Origin of the sequence: Paraburkholderia fungorum, from assembly GCF_046027605.1 — a bacterium.
Taxonomy (GTDB): domain Bacteria; phylum Pseudomonadota; class Gammaproteobacteria; order Burkholderiales; family Burkholderiaceae; genus Paraburkholderia; species Paraburkholderia fungorum_F.
In genome coordinates, this window is record NZ_JAQQEF010000014.1 from 1 (window position 1) to 19,910 (window position 19,910).

The 19,910-nt window shown below is 63.4% G+C and carries 12 protein-coding genes; all 12 read right to left on the reverse strand.

Annotated elements, in window-relative coordinates; all coding sequences use genetic code 11:
* Window positions 1–15: 15 nt before the first annotated feature.
* Window positions 16–813 carry a YfaP family protein gene (locus tag PQR53_RS22475; RefSeq protein ID WP_408458578.1) on the reverse strand — a complete coding sequence of 266 codons (798 nt, stop codon included), beginning with the start codon at window positions 811–813 and terminating at the stop codon, window positions 16–18.
* 40 nt (window positions 814–853) lie between these two features.
* Window positions 854–2,665 (reverse strand): DUF2300 domain-containing protein, encoded by a 1,812-nt coding sequence (locus PQR53_RS22480; protein ID WP_408458581.1) that lies wholly within the window; start codon window positions 2,663–2,665, stop codon window positions 854–856.
* 149 nt (window positions 2,666–2,814) lie between these two features.
* Window positions 2,815–7,647 (reverse strand): alpha-2-macroglobulin family protein, encoded by a 4,833-nt coding sequence (locus PQR53_RS22485; RefSeq protein WP_408458583.1) that lies wholly within the window; start codon window positions 7,645–7,647, stop codon window positions 2,815–2,817.
* Window positions 7,644–8,345: a DUF1175 domain-containing protein gene (locus tag PQR53_RS22490; RefSeq protein WP_408459040.1), complete on the reverse strand. Its 702-nt coding sequence runs from the start codon at window positions 8,343–8,345 to the stop codon at window positions 7,644–7,646. The genes PQR53_RS22485 and PQR53_RS22490 overlap by 4 nt, the downstream gene beginning before the upstream one ends.
* A 146-nt stretch (window positions 8,346–8,491) precedes the next feature.
* Window positions 8,492–10,330 (reverse strand): DUF2138 domain-containing protein, encoded by a 1,839-nt coding sequence (locus tag PQR53_RS22495; RefSeq protein WP_408458586.1) that lies wholly within the window; start codon window positions 10,328–10,330, stop codon window positions 8,492–8,494.
* 498 nt (window positions 10,331–10,828) lie between these two features.
* Complete coding sequence (locus PQR53_RS22500; RefSeq protein WP_408458588.1) at window positions 10,829–12,037, reverse strand: aminotransferase-like domain-containing protein; 1,209 nt, start codon at window positions 12,035–12,037, stop codon at window positions 10,829–10,831.
* Between the two features lie 136 nt (window positions 12,038–12,173).
* Window positions 12,174–13,346, reverse strand: coding sequence for an NAD(P)/FAD-dependent oxidoreductase (locus PQR53_RS22505; protein WP_408458591.1), 1,173 nt, complete (start codon window positions 13,344–13,346; stop codon window positions 12,174–12,176).
* 156 nt (window positions 13,347–13,502) lie between these two features.
* Complete coding sequence (gene amaB / locus PQR53_RS22510; RefSeq protein ID WP_408458593.1) at window positions 13,503–15,002, reverse strand: L-piperidine-6-carboxylate dehydrogenase; 1,500 nt, start codon at window positions 15,000–15,002, stop codon at window positions 13,503–13,505.
* Window positions 15,003–15,307: 305 nt separating this feature from the next.
* On the reverse strand, window positions 15,308–16,195 hold the full coding sequence (locus PQR53_RS22515) for a LysR family transcriptional regulator (RefSeq protein ID WP_408458595.1): 888 nt from the start codon (window positions 16,193–16,195) through the stop codon (window positions 15,308–15,310).
* Window positions 16,196–16,367: 172 nt separating this feature from the next.
* Window positions 16,368–17,216, reverse strand: a complete 849-nt coding sequence (locus tag PQR53_RS22520) for an HpcH/HpaI aldolase/citrate lyase family protein (RefSeq protein ID WP_408458598.1) — start codon at window positions 17,214–17,216, stop codon at window positions 16,368–16,370.
* On the reverse strand, window positions 17,213–18,610 hold the full coding sequence (locus PQR53_RS22525; protein WP_408458601.1) for an MmgE/PrpD family protein: 1,398 nt from the start codon (window positions 18,608–18,610) through the stop codon (window positions 17,213–17,215). Before PQR53_RS22525 ends, PQR53_RS22520 begins: the two co-directional genes overlap by 4 nt.
* Before the next feature lie 112 nt (window positions 18,611–18,722).
* Window positions 18,723–19,901 (reverse strand): CaiB/BaiF CoA transferase family protein, encoded by a 1,179-nt coding sequence (locus PQR53_RS22530; RefSeq protein WP_408458604.1) that lies wholly within the window; start codon window positions 19,899–19,901, stop codon window positions 18,723–18,725.
* Between the last annotated feature and the right edge of the window lie 9 nt (window positions 19,902–19,910).

Here is a 19,910-nt window from a genome sequence, read left to right on the forward strand (position 1 = left end):
GATTCAACGTAAAACTCAAGGCATCACAAACGTCTTCACAAGCGTCAGTTCACCCGGCTTACGCATCGGCACCCGAATCGTTTCGCTCTTCTCGTTCGGCGTATTCTCGTTCGTGATGATCGTCACCTGAGCGACGGTCATATCGCTGCCGCTGTTTCCGTTGCCGTAGAAATTCACATAGACCAGATAGGTGCCCTTCAACGGCGCCGCCGACGAATAAATCTCCGGCCCATAGCCGGTCGTCACGTCCACATCAAGCGCGCCGCCGTTCGGCGCAACGCGCTCGCCGTACCATGTATGCGCCCCGTCCGGCGACACCACGTGCAAGTCGAGATCAGTGCCGTCGGTATCCCATGCGAGCAGCACGCGCAACTTCGGCTGCGTCTTTCCGCTGTAGGCGTCATAAAACTGCACGCGCTTGCGCGACCCATCCGGCGCCCGCAGTTCGACGCTGTTGCTGCCGGAAGGAAACGCGTAAGGCCGCGAAAACTTGCCGTCTTCCTCCACGCGTTGCGGCAACGGCGTACCGTCGACTACAAGCGTGCCCACCGTGGTGCCCTTCTTCTTCGGCGTGTTGTGGATTTGCCCTTCGATCAGCGCGAACTTCGACTGCCCTTCCGGCGTCGACACCGACACCGCCGGGTAATGCACGTCCTGCGTATAGCGCTCGCTGTCGCCGCCGGTATTGCGCCAGCCGTTCAACGGCGCGCCGAAGTCGATATCGCTCGCATGCGCGAGCGGCGCGGCCACCAGACAGGCAGCGATGCACATCATCCAGCCGGCCTTTATCCAACGCGTCTTCTTGACCGTCATCGTTACTGCTCCCATCTCGCTGTTAGCGCAAAAACGTCGTTCATTGGATCGGATTGTCGGTACGAATCAGCGTGCGCGCGGTGCGTTCGACGAATGCCTCATCGAGCCCACGCGGATGATGCTGGAACGCGAGGTGAATATATTCGTGCGCCAACGCGATACGGTCCTCTTCGCTCTGCAGGCGATACACGTACACGCGATTGCGCTGCGCGTCAGCATACGGACGCCCTTCCCGCACGGCGCACACGGCCGGCAGATCGGGCGTCTCGTAGCCCGCCGCGCCGTCCATGCGCCGTGCCCATGACGGCGCGTTGCGCCGCAGCCATTGCTCCGCGCCGGCCACCTGGATGCAATCGCCGGACAACGGACTCTCGAACGACGTCAAGGTCGCTTGCGGCCAGGTCCGCGCGAGAATGGCATCGAAAGTGAGACCGGTTTGCGCGGACGCCTTCTCGGCAAGCCAGCTCATCTGACCGGGCGCGGCCTTGTCGTGGTGGTACTGAACCGGCACGCCAGTCAGAACCAACGCGTCGGTCAGATCGGCCGCGCGGCGCGCGGCCACGGTCGGCGCGCGCGGCAGGACGCGCTGCGTGCTGCTGCTGTCGTCGATACGGAAGCACCCGTGATCGTGATTGCCATGCTGCACGACGTAGGAGCGCGCCGCCACCGCCAACGCCTTGGCGGCTTCCGGCTGGCTCGTATCGCCTTCGCGCTCGACCACTCGCGCGACGTAGTCGTTCATGCCGAAGCGGCCGACCACGCGCGGTGCGCTCGCGGCGTCGCGATCGACCCGCAGTTCACCGCGGCTTTCCACGCGCGCCCAGTTACCGTTGACGAAGCCGACCCGGAACTCGCCGCGCAGCGGACCGTCCGGCGCCGCTGCCGGGCCTTTGTCGCCGAGTACCTCGCGAATCGGATAGCGGCTGAAGAAATCGACCAGAACACACGCGTTGTCGTCGGGTACGGGGACTTGCGTGAGCAATGACGCAATACGCGGCGCCGCGGCCGCCAGCACGCGCGCGCTGCCGCCGGGACCGCCCAGCCACACCGGCGTGCCGTCGACGAGCCAGCCCGCCGCACCGCCGATCGAGGCGCCCGGGCGCGCCGGATCCGGCATGGTCCACGTTTTAGCGCGCAGCGCGCTGCCATAGAGCGACACGGTGCCTTCGCCGCGTCCGCTGGTCAGCACCGAGATCAAGGTGCTCGCCGCCGCGTCACGCGGCCGTGCCGGCATCGACTGCAAGGCGGCGAGCAAGTCGGTTACCGGCACACGGTGCGCCGGCGTCATCGCGTGAAGGTCGCGCAGCCAGGCGGGCGCATGTGCGGCCGTCCAGTACTTGCGCCAATCGGCGGGATCGAGTTGCAGGCGGGCAGGCTCGAAAAAGCGTCCGCAGGATTGCACCAGCGCATGTTCGCGGTCGACGTGACCGCCCATCATGCAGCAATACACTTCTTCAGGATCGCCGCCGCTACAGGTGTAATCCGGCGTGGCGATATTGCGATCGACCAGATAGCCGTAGACGAACAGTTTCCACACGCTGCCGAGCGGCGTCTCCAGCGTCGCCGGCAAGGGATGTGCGGACTGCGGCGCGAGGCCGTCAGCAGTGGCGCCCGTGTTGAATTGCCAAAGCTGCGCTTGACCGTCGCGCAGCCACGCGAAGCGCAGCGTTTGGGTCGAGGACGCGGTTGACGAGCGCGGCGCTACCGCGAGCGCCGATGTGGGCGCCGACTCCAGCGACGATGTGGGCGACGATGTTGCCGACGCATTCAGCGACGAGCCTGACGCCAACCTTGGCGAGGCAACTGCCGACGGGCTTGACGCCGAAGTCTGCGCTACAGTTGGCGCCGTCATTGACGACACGGTTGACGATGCTGCCGTGGCAGAACCGGCCACGCCTCCACCACTGAACGCCCACCCCGCTCCCACGGCAAGCGCAATCCGCAGCACAGCTACGGAACGATCGCGCGAGTACCGAAGAGCGGAGAACATAGCAGTCTCGCTTACTGAATACGCAAGGTTGTCACACGATCGCTCTTGCCGCCTTCGAACGCCTTGGCGTCCGGCTGATACATGCGGAAGTAGCGTGCGGGCGGCAACGCGAACGTGCCCGGCAACGCGAAACGCACCAGTTGCCGCAACGTCACCGGACGATCGAGCAAGGGCACCGGCTGGTGATAGGCCAACTCACCCATCTCATACGAAGCAGCGCGCGCGAACGGCTGCGGACCATTTGCCCCATCCTTCTCGCCAGGCAATCCGTCGATCGACACGCCCCAGCTGGTCGCCTCGACATCGCCGCCCGGCGGCAACGGCACGTCGAGCAGACCGTAGTGGTACGCGTTGCCGGCGCGCGGCGTGAGCTTGATCTCGTCGACATATAGCGCATTGCTGTCGATCGCATCGCCTGGCTTCACGAGACGCGCGGTAAATGCCGAGCGGCCCAGTTGGCTCCCGGCGCCGCCCACCTTCTTCGGATCGACCTTCACGTCGAGCGGCTCCAGCTTGTAGAAACGGCGTTCAACCGTGATATTCAGGCGACTGTCCTCGCTCGTATGACTGCGGAACGACACCAGCGCGTTGACGTCGCTACGTGCTGCGCCTGCGTCGAGCGTGACCGGCAAACCACCAGCAGCACCTCCGTCGGAGCGTGCGGCACCGGTCCATTTCCACAGCGGTGCGCCGGTCGGCGTCGCAGTGCGCGTCCAGCCCGCGCCTTGCAGTGAAGGCAGCGAGGCCGGCGCGCTGTCACCGCCGAGCGCTTTGCGTACCCACAGCAGCGTCAGGGCGCGATCGAGCGTCGGGTAATCGGCGCTGCTCTTCGCCAGCAACGCCGAGGCGTCGACCACAGTGCCACCGTCGCCACCTGTCATGTAAAGCAGGCTTTGCACGAGCGGCGCGGAATCGTTGGCCAATGCGGCACGCGCGGCGCTCGCCGCGCCATCGAAGCTATCCGGCAGTTGAGCATTCGTGCCGCGCGCCATGCTGGCGATCAGCAGCGTCGCCATCTGCTTGCCGCGCGGCGAATCAGCTTGCGCGAACACGATGCTGTCCGATGTGCCATACGTGCCGTTGCGAGCTGGCGCGGAAGCATTGCCCGAAGCCGCCGCATCGCTCATCAAATCCGCCGCGACACCCGAGACCGGCGTCGCAACCGGCAAGCCCATCTGCTGCATGAACCACAGCGCCAATGCGCGATGCAATAGCGGCTCTTTCGCCCCGGCATCGCGATACACGTCCATTGCATGCTGCCAGTTGTCGGCGGGCAGCGTAATGCCGAGGCTGCGGCTCGCGAGCCAGTCCGCGTAATACGCGTAAGCGGTGATTAGCGAACTGCCGCCGGTCGTATCGCCCCACCAGCCGAACGTGCCGCCGACACCCGCCAGCATCGCCAGACGTTGCCGCTGATTGCGCAACAGCGTTTCGAGCCCTTGCGTCGAACTGGCGCTATCGTCGTAGCCTCGGCCGCGGCCGATGGCGTCGTGGGCGAGCGCCAGCGGAATCAGACGGCTCGAGGTCTGCTCGGCGCAGCCATACGGATAGTTGATCAGATCGTCGGCGACGCGCACGAATTCGCTCGCCGCGCTGCCAATAAAACGCACGCTGACGTCCTGTGCATCTTGCGGCAGATTGAGCGGCTTGTTCGAGCCGTCGAGCGCCACCGTGTTCTGATGCAGATCGAGCCAGCCGCTCGCGTCGAGCTGGATGGTGGTCTGCAAGCGATCCACATCCTTGCCCGCACGACGCAAGGTGGCGTCGATCACACCGGCCTTCAGCGCGCCGCTCGGCAGACGCAGATAATTCGCGCCGCGCTTGAGCGTGACCTTCTGGTTCAACGCGAGACCACCGCCGTCGACCACCCACTCGGCATCCATATCCGCGTCGGTTTGGTTGAAGGCGATCATGTCGATGGCCGGCTGATCGTTGACGCGGAAATGCGAAGGACCGCTCCACTTCAGATACAGCGCCTTATCCGAACGCACGTACGCAGTACGTTGACCGACCATGCCGTCCGGCGCCGCCGCGCGCACGGTGACGCGCCAGCGCGCCAGCGAGTCCGGCATCCTGAAGGTCATCGTGGCGTGGCCGTTCGCGTCGGTTTTCAGATTGCCTTCCCACGCGGCCGTGTCCTGATCGTCGCGACGCGGCCGTTCGAGCACCTTCACGCCGCGCTCGTTGTAGTTGGCGCGCTGCGGGCCGCCCGGCGCGCCCTTCAACGGCGAGCGCGCCAGATCGTACGTAATGAACGACAGACTCGACGAGGTCCGCACGTTGTTACGGCGCGGGTGATAGAAGAAGTCGACGATATTCGGCGCGATTTCCGGCTGCAACACGTAGACCATTTCATCGACCACGCTCACCGTCAGATTCGCCGCTTCCGGCTTGCCGTTCAACGTGCTGTCGAAGTTCAGCGTGACCGTATCGCCTGGACCGTACACCGGCTTGTCGCTCTTCACGTTCAACTCGATCTGCGGCTGCGCGACCACGATGCCCGCGTTCTGGAACACGTATTCGCCGGCATGCACGTATAGCACCGAGAACGTCATGTTCGGCGCGAAATCAGCGCCGACCTTGATACGCGCCTTCCATTGCGAAGGCGCCACGCGTTGCAGTTGCAACCAGTCGCCGCCGGCGCTCAGCAACGCACGGTGTTCGACGTTGTCGCGCTCCAGCGTCAGGAGTGCATCGTCGACCGGCATCGGGAACGTGATCAACGCTTCGGCGGTATCGCCGATCTTGTACTTGTCGCGATCGAACACGATCTCGACGCTGCCCGGAATCGCCTTCAGACCATCGCCCGCGACCCAATGGCTCGCGGCGGCGAGCAGATTGCCGGTGTCGTCCTTGACCGAGAGCATGTACGAACCCGGTTCCTCGAATTGCACCGGGAACGACAGCTTGCCGCCTGCCGTGGCGCCTTTGAGTGCGCCTTCACCATGCGTTTGCGATTCGAGGCGCGTCCACTCCCACCTGGCCGGCGCATGCGATGAAGGATCGATCGTACCGAGCGCCTGCAAATCGAAGTTGACCGCTTCCTTCGGCTGCGAAAACGATTTGGGTGTGGACAAGCGATAAGGCGTCGCGCCGCGCGCGATCAGCACCTCACGCGTGACACGCACCTTGTAGGCCGCACCGTCCTGCGCGAACAGCGTCAACGCATAACGGCTCGGCTCTTTGGCGGCGGGCAGCGTGAGGTTTGCGTTGCCGTCGCTATCGGTCGTGAGTTCCTGCTGCTCCAGCTTGACCGGGAATAATCCTGCATAGCGCAGTTCACCGTCGACGATCGTCACTTTCTGCGCGCGCAGCGTGACCGAGACCTTGCTATCGCGCACCGGCTTGCCGTCCGGATAACGCAACTGGATTTTGCCCTTCAGTGGCTCGCCCGTCGCATAGTCGGCTTTGTCCATCGACAGGTTGACGTCGAAATGCGGCTTCACATAGTCGGCGACGCGAAATGCGCTGCCGTACACATCGCCGTGGTAATCGAAGCGCAGCGTGTAGCCGCCGGCAGTGGCATCGGCAGGCAGCGTGAACGCCGTGTCCGCGCCCGTATCGGAAGCGAAATGCACCTTGCTCGTCGCGACCGGCGAGCCGTTCGGATCGAGCACATCGAGCTTGATATCGGCGTCGGCAGGCGCGCTGGATTGCGTCGCGTTCTGGAACGTACGGCCGATGAACTTCACATGCACCGCGTCGCCCGGCCGGTACATCGGACGGTCGGTCACCGCGTAGATCTTGGTGTTGTAGATCTCGCTGTCGTAATAGAAATTTTCGGAGACGAACACGCCGCCTTGCGGATCGGTGCCGAGTAGGTAACTGCGCTCCGGGCTCACGTGTTGCAGCACCAACGCACCGTCGGCGCCGGTGGTGCCGCTTTGCAGCACGCCTATGCCGTCGGTCCAGTTCACGTCGGTGTTCGGCACCGGCTTGCCGGTGTCACGCCGCGTGGTCCATACCAGCATGCCGCTCGACGCCGCTTTCACAACCGCAACCGTGTCCGACACAAACAGCAAGGTATGCGCGCGATAGTTGCCGATCACCGCCTCGACGATATACAGCCCCGGCGGCAGCTTGCCGACCGGAATCATCACGTTGCCCGAACTCGCTTCGATGAAGTTACTGCTGCTGCCCTGGAGATTCACGCCCTTGGGCGGCTCGATCACCTTCGCGTCCCAGATCGGATAGCGAAAGCGCGCGACCATGTCATAGCCCTTCAGCGGTGCGAACTGCGAGTTCTGCTGGAATTGCGTCTGCTTGCCGGGCTGCTCGCCGAGCTTGAATTGCGGCTCGGCCTGGGTGACCTTGCTGCGCGTCGCGAACGACAACACGCGCTGCCATGCGCGGCGTGCCTCGGTGAACCAGCGGTCCCACAGATAAGCCAGCGTATTCGCGAGCCCTTCACCCTGGTAATTCGGCGCGACATTCAAACGATGCAGATTCTTCTGCGCTTTCAAAAAGTCCAACGGCCTGGGCACGCGATACACGACGATGTCCGCGCCGCCATACGGCTGCAACGTGTCCTTGAAATCGCGGCCGGGCGCCTCCAGCCGCACCTGTGCCAACTGATCGCTGCCGAAGCTCGCGTCCGAGAGCAGGAAAAACGGCTGACCGTCGACCTTCTGCCAGGCAAAGTTGCTCGATGGTGCCGGCTGCAGCGTCGGGTTCGCGGCGATGCTGGTATCGGCGGCGGTGCTCGAGGCGTCGTCGTCGGCATGAGCCGTGGGTGCCATGACGAGCGCCATGGCCGCGACGAACGCAACCACAATGGCGCCCGCGCGACGCTTCAGGTTGCCGAGCCACGCGCGCGACGCGATGAAGGAATTGATTCGGGTCATGGTGTCAGAAAATCCAGACGAAACACGCCAACGAAATTCGGGTTGCCGTCGAGCGGCTGCCAGCGGGAATCTTTCCATTGCATCAGGTCGGAGACGGCCACGGCGCGCAGACCGGTATCGATCGGCGTAACGGTGCCTGTGTGATAAGCGATGTAGCGATCCAGCCAGATCATCAGATGCTGGTCGTCGCCCTGGTCGAAGAACAGGAGATCGCCGGGCAACGCCTGGTTCACGTCCTTCGAAACGAAACGGCTGTTGCGTTGAATCAGTGCGATCGCCGATGCGTACGCGCCGGTGGAACCATCGAGCTGGGTCCAGCGATTCGCGATTCCGCGTTGCGATGCCGACAGTTGCAGTTCGGGCGGCATGCTGCTGGTGTCCGCGAGACTGGTCATGCCGTTCGCCCGCAGCCATCGGCTGTCGTGCGGCCTAAGCGTTTCGCCGACGGCAAAGCGCACGAGGCCCGCGCAATCGCGTTGGGTCCAACGCGGGGTCGGGCCACGGCGCATTTGCTGATCGACGATGCGCACGAACCACGCGCGAAATGCGGCGGATTGCTGCGGTGAGAGCGCGTCGGGGTCGGGTGTGGCGGTGGTGCTGGTGAGCGCATTTGCGTAAGGCGCAAGGCTGGCCATCACGAACGCGGAAGCCGCGCGAGTGAGCCAGACGCGGCGTGATGTGCGGGTCGTGTGAGCCATGCGCGGCGTGGCTACCTCAGCGGACGCCTCGAACGCGTGGGCGACCGGATGCACCACGGACACGGGCGCAAGCACATCTTCACGCGCCTGCGTCTGCGCACATGCATCCGTCGCGAATGCCGTGTCGGAAACGTGAAGGCGGCGCACTAGTCGCCCTCGGTGCCGGGCTGATCCGCGGGCGTATCTGCCACACCCGCTGCCACACCCGCTGCCACACCGGCGTTAGCATCATCACCGGCGCCCGCCTTCGCGCGATCAAACCACCATTCCACCGGCACCCAGCCCGTCGAGCCCGGCAAGTTCTGCGGCAGCGTCAACGAAACCGGCGGATAGTGCGCGAGCGCATGCAGCTTCGGCACGAGATGGGTACGCGACGCATTGCGGAACACCGCTTCCTGATCCGCCGGCAACGCCGCGCCCGCCTCGCGTTCGATCAACGCGGCGGCGGACGATGGTGTCAGCGTGAGAATCGTGCGCGGCAGACGCTGCGGCGCAAGCGTATCGGCGAGGGCCGGGTAGCGCTTGTCGAGCACCGCGAGCGTATCGTCAACCAGTCGCGAATCAGGCGAGAAAATCAGATAGCCGCGCGCCAACGCAAGCGTCACCGGAAAATAGCGCTCCGCCGACAGTTGCGTTGCGAACGACGCCTTGCTGGACAAAGCCGTACCCGAGCGCGCACTGACCGGCCGCTGCCACACGGTGACGCCGCCCTGGTCGCGCTGCGTGACCGGCAAACGGCGATAGCCAGAATCAGCGTCAGCGGATTTGGCGGCCTTCGCCTCGTACGCGCCGATCACCTCGCCAAAGGTCTTGCCGAGCGCTGTCTTCAGCGCAGCGATGCTCGCCGCGTCCTGACTCTTCACGCGCGCGACGAATAGCGGCGCGACCAGCGTGGACTTCGCATACCAGCAAACGGCCGCGGGGCCGGCGAGCTGATCGCCGATTGCAGCGGCGCCATCCGCGCCTACGTCCGCCACCTTGCTCAACAGACCCGACGCCTCTTTCCAGTCCGCCGGCAGGCTCGTGCACGCCGCCGGATTGGCCGGCAACGCGCGCCATAAATCGGCGCTATTCCACGCTTGAGGCAACTTGCCCGGCTCGATCAGCGCGGAGGTCTGCCAGTTCGCCGCCGCACGCCCCGCAGGAAGTCCGCCTGGGGGACTATCGTTCGACGAAAAATCGAATCGCAGTGCGTCGATACCGGAGAAAAACGCCTGATAGCCAAACGACAAATAATTGGCCGACACCACCAGTCGGTGCCCCTTCGGCGCCTCGCCGGGCGCGTCCAGTTGATAGGCGCGCGCGGCATCGTCGCGGCCTGACGAGAGCATGTCGGACACGGCGTCGGCCCGCTCGCTCAGCAAGCCGCCTTTCGCGTCGAGCAACACGCCGGGGGCGGACATGACAACCAGGCGGTCGTCCTTCGTCGCGAATAGAACCGTGCGGCCGACCGCCAGCTTCAACGCATAGACCGGGACGTCGCCGGAAAGGCTGGCTACCCGGCTCAGTTGCGCGTCACTCGTGGCGACGTTGGCGTAGCCTTGCAGCAGCTTCGCCAGACCGTTACGGTGCATCGACATCACCCAGTAGCCGAGGCGGCCATCGGGAGAGCGCCACAGCAGCACGTGCGCCGGTTCGTCGAATACGCGGCGGATCAATTCATCGCGCCAGTCCAGTTGATGTTCGAAGGCGAGACGCCGCAGCGCGCCCTCGGCGGACAGCCGCGTGTCGTTCGATTCGTAATAGTCGACGAAGTCCTGCGTCAGCACGTCGTGCAACAGCGGCACGCGCAAGATGTCGCGCGGCAAACGCGAGAGCGCTTCGCTGTCGATCACCGCATCCGGGTGATGAATATCGAGCGCGACTTCACCGGTCTCGGCGGCTTTGCGATGCGCGAAGGGACGCCACACCGCCTGAATCACCACGCCGGCCACGACCAGAAGACCGACCACCAGGATTGCAATCTTTTTGCGCGACATCTTCATCTGATTTTTTCTGGTTCGATGCGACGGTATTAACGTGGATACCCCGAGGATTAATCCATCGGAATCACGCGCTGAAAGCAGCGCATGATAACCGATATTTTTTGCTGAAAACGGTGGCACCCGGCATTTAACACTTAGCCATGTTTCGTGGGGGTTTGACGAGAATACCGGAAGCGCTGGATTAAGCTATTCGCAGCTGCGGCCATTCGATTCAATCGCCCGGCTTAAACCGGTGTGCGGGCCGTGCGCCGCGTGCAAGGCGGTATGTGCACACGCATCGACTTGAACCGAACAAGCCGTCGATCAGAGCTCGGCCTTGTGCGGCTTTGCGCTGCATTAGCGGATCGGGATGCTTATGCTAAATCGCTTCGATTTCGCATTCGCATAAAAGCCCGGCTGCACATTGCGTGCTCGCCGGGTTATTTCCGGCACTACGCTTACCGCTTTTCAATCAATGCATGTTATCCGTAGTAGCTGCATTAGCCGCGTGAGTCGCCATCAAACGAATGCCAGCGCCTGTTTCATTCTCTGCACGCCGGTTTCAATTTCGGCTACACCAGGCGCGGCAAATGACAAGCGCAGTGCCGCAACGTCGATATTGTCTTTATAGAATGCGACGCCCGGAACGAACATGACGTTGCGCTCGATACAGGCACGCAGAGCGTCGGACGCGTTCCGAGCGCCGGTCAATCGCGCCCACACGAACATGCCGCCGGCGGGACGATGAAACGCCATGGTGTCGGACAAATGCGCATCGAGCGCATCGCACAGCGCGCGGCACTTCACGGCGTAGGCATCCACGATCCGCGGCAGATGGCGCTCCAGCGCGCCGCTCGCGAGGTATTCGGCGGCGATCGCCTGGGTCCACGGCGAACTGCATAGATCGACGGTCTGTTTGGCGATCACGCACCGGCGCAAGATTTCCGCGTGTGCGATCATCCAGCCGACTCGCAAACCCGGCGCGACGATCTTCGACAGACTCGAAAAATGCACGACCCAGTCGCGCGAACCCGGCACCTGATCGCTCAATGCAAGCAGCGACGGCAACGCCGCGCCGCTAAAACGCAGATCGCCGTAGGGATCGTCTTCGACAATCAGAAAATGGTGACGCGCCGCCAGCTTCAACAGCGCCATGCGGCGTTCGAGCGACAAAGTCGCGCCAGTAGGATTGGCAAAGGTCGGCACGGTGTAGAGCAGCTTCGGCGGCCGCGCCAATGTGCCCGCCTGGGTGCCCGCTTCGAGCGACGCGGCGAGCGCGGCGACGTCGAGTCCGTCCTGATCGACCGGCACGGTCACCACCTCGGCCTCCTGCAGCTTAAGCGCCTGCAAGGTCGCAGGATAGGCGGGTTGCTCGACCAGCACCACGTCACCCGGCGCGACCATCACGCGCAACAGTAGATCGAAGCCTTGCTGCGAACCCGTGGTCACGAGTAATTCCTGCGGCGTGCAAGCTGTGCCACGGCGCGTCATCAACTGCGCGAGTTGTTCCTTGAGGACGGCGAGGCCATCTGTCGGGCCATATTGCAGACAGAGCGTGGACTGCTGCGACGCACGCGCCGCGGCCGCATCGAGCCCTTCACGGTCGAACAGATCGCTCGCCGGATAGCCGCCGGCAAACGAAATCATGCCGGGCTGTGCCAGATACTTGAACAACTCGCGGATCGGCGAACCGGTCGGCGCTTCAAAGGCGGGATTGAACGTGAACATGGTGGTGACGGGCCGCTTGGGTGACGATAGCTGTCGGTGGAAGATCGATGCCGATTGTGGCCATCGTCCAGGCGGGCGGCAAACGATATCTACGCACTAGGTATTGCGTTTTCCGCATCACCTCGAACGCGTACCGCTAAACCACGTTCTTTTCCACGATCGGCCGGTTTTCAAGTACACGCGTGAAGCTCAACGAACCGAGATCGAGCGTCGTGTAGCGGCCGTGCAGAATCAATTCGCTGATGCCACGGCCTGTTGCCGGGCCTTGTTGCAAACCGTGCCCGCTAAAACCATTGGCAAAAATGCAGTTATCGACACCCGGGTGATAGCCGATGATCGCATTCTGATCGAGTACGTTGTATTCGTAGTAGCCGGACCAGCAGTTCTGCACGCGCAGCGCTTCGAATTGCGGCACGCGATGCGCGAGCGTCGGCCAGATCACGTCGTCGAATAGTGCGTGATCGACTTCGTCGAGCGGCAAATCGTCGGGGTCATTATCCGCCGACGGCGACGTACCGCAGATAAACGATTGGCCCTCGGGCCGGAAATACACGCCGCTCGGATCGATCAGCAACGGACAATCCTCGAGCCGCGCGGGCGAGATGACATTGAAAATACTACGGCGCCGGGCGAACACCGGAAGGTCGATGCCGGCCATCTGCGCGACCTTGCGTGACCAGGCGCCTGCGGCGTTCACAACGACGTCGCATGCGTAGGCCTCGCCACTCGCGGTCTGCACTTGCGTGACGTGATTACCGTCGCGATGCAGCGCGGTGACGTCGGCGGCAACATAGCGTGCACCGAGCGCCTGGGCCTTCTTGCGCAGCGCCTGCACGAGGCCGTAGCCGTCGAACCAACCCTCACCACTTTCGCCATAAGCACCGGCGACAAGGTCGTCCGTATTGAGCCAGGGAAAGCGCGCTCGCAACGCAGTTTTGTCGAGCAGACTGATATCGGCGCCAAGGCTCTTTTGCAGCGCGTGATTCTCGCGCAGCGTTCCTTCGCCGGCGGGTGTGGCGAGAAAAAGATAGCCGCCCTCGTGCAGATCGATCGACGGTTTCGCGCCGTCGAGTTCGAGCCGCTCACCGATCGAGCGCAGAAACTCGATGCCGAAGAGCGACATCTGAATGGAAAGCGGCGTAGAGAATTGCTGGCGAATGGAGGCCGCCGACAATGCCGACGACGAACGCGCATAAGTCGGATCGCGCTCGATCACCGTGACGCTGACTGTCGGATCGGACAGCCGCAGGAAATACGCAATCGAGCTGCCGATCACCCCACCGCCGACGATCACGACTTTGGAACTCACGTCTCACTCCACGAATAGCCTGGCCACTCAGAAACGGCGGGCGGCGCAACGGATTGCTGAAAGAGATTGTGAACAGCGGCGCGTGAATGCGCCGCTGCTTTCTGCTGAAATGCGCTACCGCTTCAATGCTTTAATGTGCTACCGCTGCTTAACGCATCAGCCGATATTGAAGTCGATGCCCTGCGCAAGTGGCAGCGCCGACGAATAGTTGACCGTGTTGGTCGCGCGGCGCATGTAGGCCTTCCACGCGTCCGAACCCGATTCACGACCGCCGCCGGTTTCCTTCTCGCCACCGAACGCGCCGCCAATTTCCGCACCGCTCGGTCCGATGTTCACGTTAGCGATACCGCAGTCGCTGCCCGAGTCGGACAGGAAGCGTTCGGCTTCGCGCAGATCGGTTGTGAACACGCACGACGACAAACCGTGCACTGCCGCATTGTTCGCCTCGACCGCATCCGCGAAATCCGCGTAGCGCAGCACGTAGAGAATCGGGGCGAAGGTTTCCTTCAGCACCACCGCCGTTTGCGACGGCATTTCAACAATCGCCGGACGCACGTAGTAACCGCCTTCATAGCCCTTTACTTCGACGCGCTCGCCCCCGAACACCTTGCCGCCTTCGGCCGCAGCCTGTTGCAGCGCTTCCTGCATGCGGGCGTACGCTTGCTTGTCGATCAGCGGGCCCATCAGCGTGCCCTTTTCGAGCGGATTGCCGATCGGTACCTTGCTGTACAACTGCTTCAGACGTTCGATGGTTTTGTCATACACGCTCTCGTGCACGAACAGACGCCGCAGCGACGTGCAACGCTGCCCCGCTGTACCGACCGCCGAGAACAGGATGCCGCGCATCGCGAGTTCGTGATCCGCGGTTTGCGCGACGATACCCGCGTTGTTGCCGCCGAGTTCGAGCAGTGAGCGGCCGAAGCGTTTCGCCACTTCAACGCCGACCGTGCGGCCCATTTCCGTGCTGCCCGTCGCGCTGACGACCGACGCACGCGGGTCGGCCACCAGCTTCGCGCCGACGTCGCGGCCGCCGTTGATCAATGCGGTCAGGCCGGCCGGCGCGTCGCCGAATTCCTGCAGTGCCTCGCTGAGAATCTGGTTGACGGCGAGCGCGGTCAGCGGCGTCTTTTCCGACGGTTTCCAGATCACCGCGTTGCCGCACACCAGCGCGAGCGCCGCATTCCACGACCACACCGCTGCCGGGAAATTGAACGCCGAGATGACGACGCATGTACCCATGGGATGCCAGGTTTCAGCCATACGATGGCCCGGGCGCTCCGAGGCGATTGTCAGACCGTACAACTGACGCGACAGACCGACCGCGAAGTCGCAGATGTCGATCATTTCCTGCACTTCGCCCATGCCTTCCTGCAGGATCTTGCCAGTTTCGAGCGTGATGATGCTGCCGAGCGCCTGCTTCTTCTCGCGCAGACGGTTGCCGAGCAGACGCACGAGTTCGCCGCGGCGCGGCGCCGGGACGTTGCGCCAGGCCGCGTACGCTTCTTTCGCATGGGCGAGGGCCGCGTCGACTTCTGCCACCGTGTTGCTGGCCACGCGGCCGATGAGTTCGCCGGTAATCGGCGAATGAACCGCGATGTCACCGGCTTGCGCCGCGTGGGCGATGCCGAGGTCGGCGAGGATGGTGGAAGCGTCCATGAGAATCCCTTTAATTTCCGATGCGAAACAAGAGTAAGTTCGGAAACTATACACGCGGGATTTTCTGGCGGCAAGGGTATTTGCCCGGGGCTGGGCCGCTGACCGGGGTGGAAGGGCTTGTGAGCTTGATGTGCCGGAAAATGGCTAGCGTCGGCGTGTGCTGCTGGCCGTTACTGCCGAGGTGCCGGCGGGGCGGCATAGTTTGCCCGATCGTTTCTTATTGGAAATTATTGGCTTTGACCTGGGTAGCACTCCGCCGACGGCCAACGCCCGACGCCCGACGCGATTCGGCCGCGTCGTGCTGCTCAGACGCCGGCGACCAACCTGTCCACCAGCACGCGCGCGAACGGCGGCAAGTCCTTCACGCTGCGCACGCAGATCTTCAGCTTGCGCTCGGCCCACGCGTCGTCAAGGCCGACGATAGCGATCTGCATTGTCTTTTTGTGCCGCACCGCGACCGATTCCGGCACGATGCCGATGCCCACACCCGCTTCGATCATCCGGCAGGCCGCCTCGAAGTTGCCCACCTGGATGCGCAGCTTCAGACGCGCGCCGAGGGCATCGGCAGCGCTGGTGATGAACGCGTGAATCGCGCTCGACGTGGGCAGGCCCACGAAATTGGCGTCGAGCAATTGCGCGAAATCGACCGAGGGTAGCTTCGCCAGCGCGTGATCGCGCGACGTCACAAGCACCAGGCGGTCGTCGCGATACGGCAGCATTTCCAGATGTTCCGCGTGAACGTTGCCCGCGACGATCCCGATATCCGTCGCGCTATCCGCCACGCCCTTCACGATTTCGCCGCTCAGCACTTCGCGCAGATCGATATTGACGTCCGGATGATCACGCAGAAAATGACTCAGCACGGCGGGCAGAAACTCGCTGATCGCGGTGGTATTGGCCCAGATGCGCACGTGGCCTTTAATGCCTTCGCCGTACTCCTGCATGTCGCCGGCCAGATGCTCGACCCGCTCGAGCACGAGCCGCGCATGATGCACGAAGGCTTCACCGGCGGGCGTGAGCGTCACGCCCTGGCTGGTTCGATAAAGCAGCTTGAAACCCAGTTGCTCCTCGAGATTCTTGACCCGATTGCTCGCCGCTGGCGCCGACAGATGCGAGCGTTCCGCCGCACGCGCCAGGTTCTGCGTGTCGGCGATATGAAGAAGCAAACGCAAATCCACAAAATCGAAATGCATGATGATGGCCAAAGAGGAGGCGCAAGCGCCAATGAACGCTTGCAGTGCGATGCTCCATCTTAACCGGGCGCGAAGCCTGCGCCTGGAGAAAGCCGGATTCCCGGCCCATCATGCTTTCCATGTAGTCATGCGATCACTTACGCTTCGTGCGGCCTGCATCAACCGACGTGTGCTAGGTGCCCGCCAGGATCCTCCGAGCCTTCAGAATCACCGGCATATCCACCATTTTTCCATCGACAGCCACCGCCGCGCCGTTGCTTGTCTCCACAGCGGCCAGCACACGTATCGCCCACGCCTGCTCCGCGTCGCTCCATGCATAAGCGCGATGTACCGCATCAATCTGCTTCGGATGAATGCACAGTTTCCCGCCGAAGCCAAAGCGCCGCCCGCGTCGCGCGTCGGCTTCGATCTGCTCCATATCGGTGAGGGTGGTGGACACGCCATCCACCGGCGCGCCAATGCCCGCCAGTCGCGATGACAACACGATCTGCGAGCGAAACAGATGCAACTCCTCGTGATCGCCATCGATACCGAGATCGATCTGAAAATCGAGCGTGCCGAACACGATGCGCTCCACGCGTGGCGCAGCGCACAGGTCGGCGAGATTCGCAAAACCGCGCGCAGTCTCGACAATCGGCAATACGCTCAAGTGCGGATGCGCGTGCGCCAGCACGGCCTCGATTTGTTCGCGCGTTTCCGCCTTGGGCAGAACGACACCGGCAACACCCGGATGCTCGACTAGCGCGGCGATGTCGTCGTTAAACCATGACGTGTCAGAGCCATTGACCCGCACCCACGCAGACCCGGAAGCGTCATCAGAAGCGACATCAGAAGCGCCACCGGTTGCACCGCCCGAAACAGCGGCCAGCACCGCCGCGCGTGCGGCTGGTTTTTCATCGGGCTGCACGGCGTCTTCGAGATCGAGAATCACCGCATCCGCGCCCGCTGCGTGGGCTTTCTCGAAGCGCTGAGGCCGGTTGCCCGGCACGAACAGATATGAACGCGGCAATCGCGCGCTCATGCTGCCACCGTTGCGTTGGCCTCGGTACCGAACACCGATTCGACGCGCGCCTGTCCGGCGATCTTCCATGCGTTGCCAAGCAAGGCCGCCGCCTCGCCTTCGGTCGCCGCCCCGGAAAATGCCGCCAGTCGATGCAGCTTGGTCGCGATTTCATCCCGCGACAAGGTATTGCCGGGGTCCCCCTTCGGTTCGTCGACCCGGCCCTTGAACGTGCGGCCGTCGGTGGTCGTCACCGTCACTTTGCCGATCCAGCGCGCGGGATAAGCGGCATCGACTTCGGCATCGAACGCCATTTCGACTTTGTCGCGGAAGGCCGCGATCGAGTCGGCGTCGAAACCCTGTTCGAACTCGGTCACGCCCGCATAGCCGTGATAGGCGACAAGCCCGAGCACCGTGCCCATGTTGAACTTCGCCTGATGGACGGTGCGCGGCGTGACGACCGCGCCGAGCACGTCGATTGCGCCCTGGTGAACGTGCGCGACCACCTTGGCGATATCGCGCGGCGCGAGCTTATGTTCATGTACCACCGCAAGCAACGCATCGGCGGCGGGATGCGTATGGCGGCAAGCAGCGTGGTATTTGAACGAGGTCTCGGCAGTCGCCCAGCGCGTGCCGAGCCTGTCGACGAGGCGCGCCGGATCGGCGTCGCTCGACATGCCCGCGGCCATGCCTTGCGCGCCTTCGAGAATATGCGTCGCGCCCTTGAAACCATCGGCGGCGAGTTGCGCGGCCATCAAACCGTTGGCCGCCGCCATCGCCGTGTGCAGTTGCTTGGAGTCGGCGGCGTCGCGTAAGAACTCCCATAAGCCGCTTGCCTGCGTGCCCGCCGAACCGAATGCGTCGAGCATTTGTGCCGGCGACAACCCGAGCATGCGCCCAGCCGTGGCGGCGGCCGCTACCGTCCCGGCGGTGCCGGTGGTATGAAACACCTTGTAGTGCGAGCGCCCGAGAAATTCGCCGATGCGGATGCCGACTTCATACCCCGCTACCGCCGCAGCGATGAAGTCGCGCCCAGACGCACGATTGGCCTGCGCCAACGCGAGCGCCACCGGAAACACCACGGTTGCCGGATGAAACACCGAGCCGTTGTGCACATCGTCCTGTTCTGCAAAATGCGAGGCAGCGCCGTTGATCATCGCCGCGAAATACGGCGTGGTACGGCTGCGATCGATCAGGACCTCACTTGGGCCACCGTTACCGTTGACGGCGCCACCACCGGCCTGGCGCGCAAACCGCGCAATCGTTTCGACCGGGCGCGCGCCTTTGCCGGCCAGTGCCGAACCGAGCCAGTCAACGTACAGATTAACCGTGCGCTCGACCACCGCCTGCGGGATGCTGACGAAGTCGAGTTGAGCGGCGAAGGTGGCAAGCGTGAGACTGGGATGATCGGTCATGGCTAGGTCACTCCAAATTAGCTTTTGGGTCGCGTGTCAGGTTTTGCTCCGACGGCCAGGGTGGCAATACTCGCACACCGGCCGCGAAGGTAAAGAACGCAAAGAAGGCCGTTCAGATCGTGCCGGCCTCGCGCAGTGCGTCGATCCGTGCGCTGTCGTAACCGAGTTCACGCAAGATCGCGTCGGTCTGTTCGCCGAGTGCGGGCACGGGGTCCATGCGCGGATCGAAGTCATCCGGCAAGCCTGGCGGCAATAACGCGGGCACCGTACCCACCGGCGTACCGATGTCGCGCCAGCGATCGCGCGCCTTGAGTTGCGGATGCGCCCACACATCGCCCAAGCTATTCATCTGCGCGTTGGCGATCCCCGCCTGATCGAGCCGCTCGATCACTTGCGCTGCCGTCAATTCGGCAAACGCCGCGACGATCACCTGACGCAACGCCTCACGCGCCGACGTGCGTTTCGAATTCGATGCAAAGCGCTCGTCGGTGGCGAGTTCGGGTTGCACGAGCACCTGCTCGCAGAAGAGCTTCCATTCGCGCTCGTTTTGCAGACCGAGCATCACCGTCTTGCCGTCGCCGGCGGGAAACGGCCCGTACGGATAGATCGTTGCGTGCGCCGCACCGGAGAGCGCGGGCTGCGGTTGGCCGTCGATCGCGTAGTACAGCGGATAGCTCATCCACTCGACCATGCTCTCCAGCATCGACACATCGATGCGGCAACCGCGCCCTGTGCGGCCACGCAGCAACAGCGCGCTGAGAATGTTCGAATACGCGTACATACCGGCTGCGATATCCGCGATCGAGCAACCCGCCTTGGCCGGCGCGCCTGGCGAACCGGTGACCGAAAGAAAACCGGCTTCGCTCTGGATCAGCAGATCGTAGGCTTTCTTGTCGCGGTACGGGCCATCGGCGCCATAGCCGGAAATATCGCAGACGATCAGCTTCGGATACTTCTTGCTCAACGTGTCATAGCCGAGCCCGAGCCGATCCGCCGCACCGGGCGCGAGATTCTGCACCAGTATGTCGGCGTCGGCGACCAACGCTTCGAGAATTTCCGTTGCAGCAGGCTGCTTCAGATCGAGCGCGAGGCTTTCTTTCGAGCGATTGGTCCAGACGAAATGCGACGACAGCCCATGCACGCGCTCATCGTAGCCACGCGCAAAATCGCCGACATGAGGACGCTCGATCTTGATCACGCGCGCGCCGAGATCGGCGAGTTGGCGCGTGCAGAACGGTGCGGCGATGGCGTGTTCGAGTGTGATGACCTTGATACCGTCGAGTGGTCTCATGTTTATTCC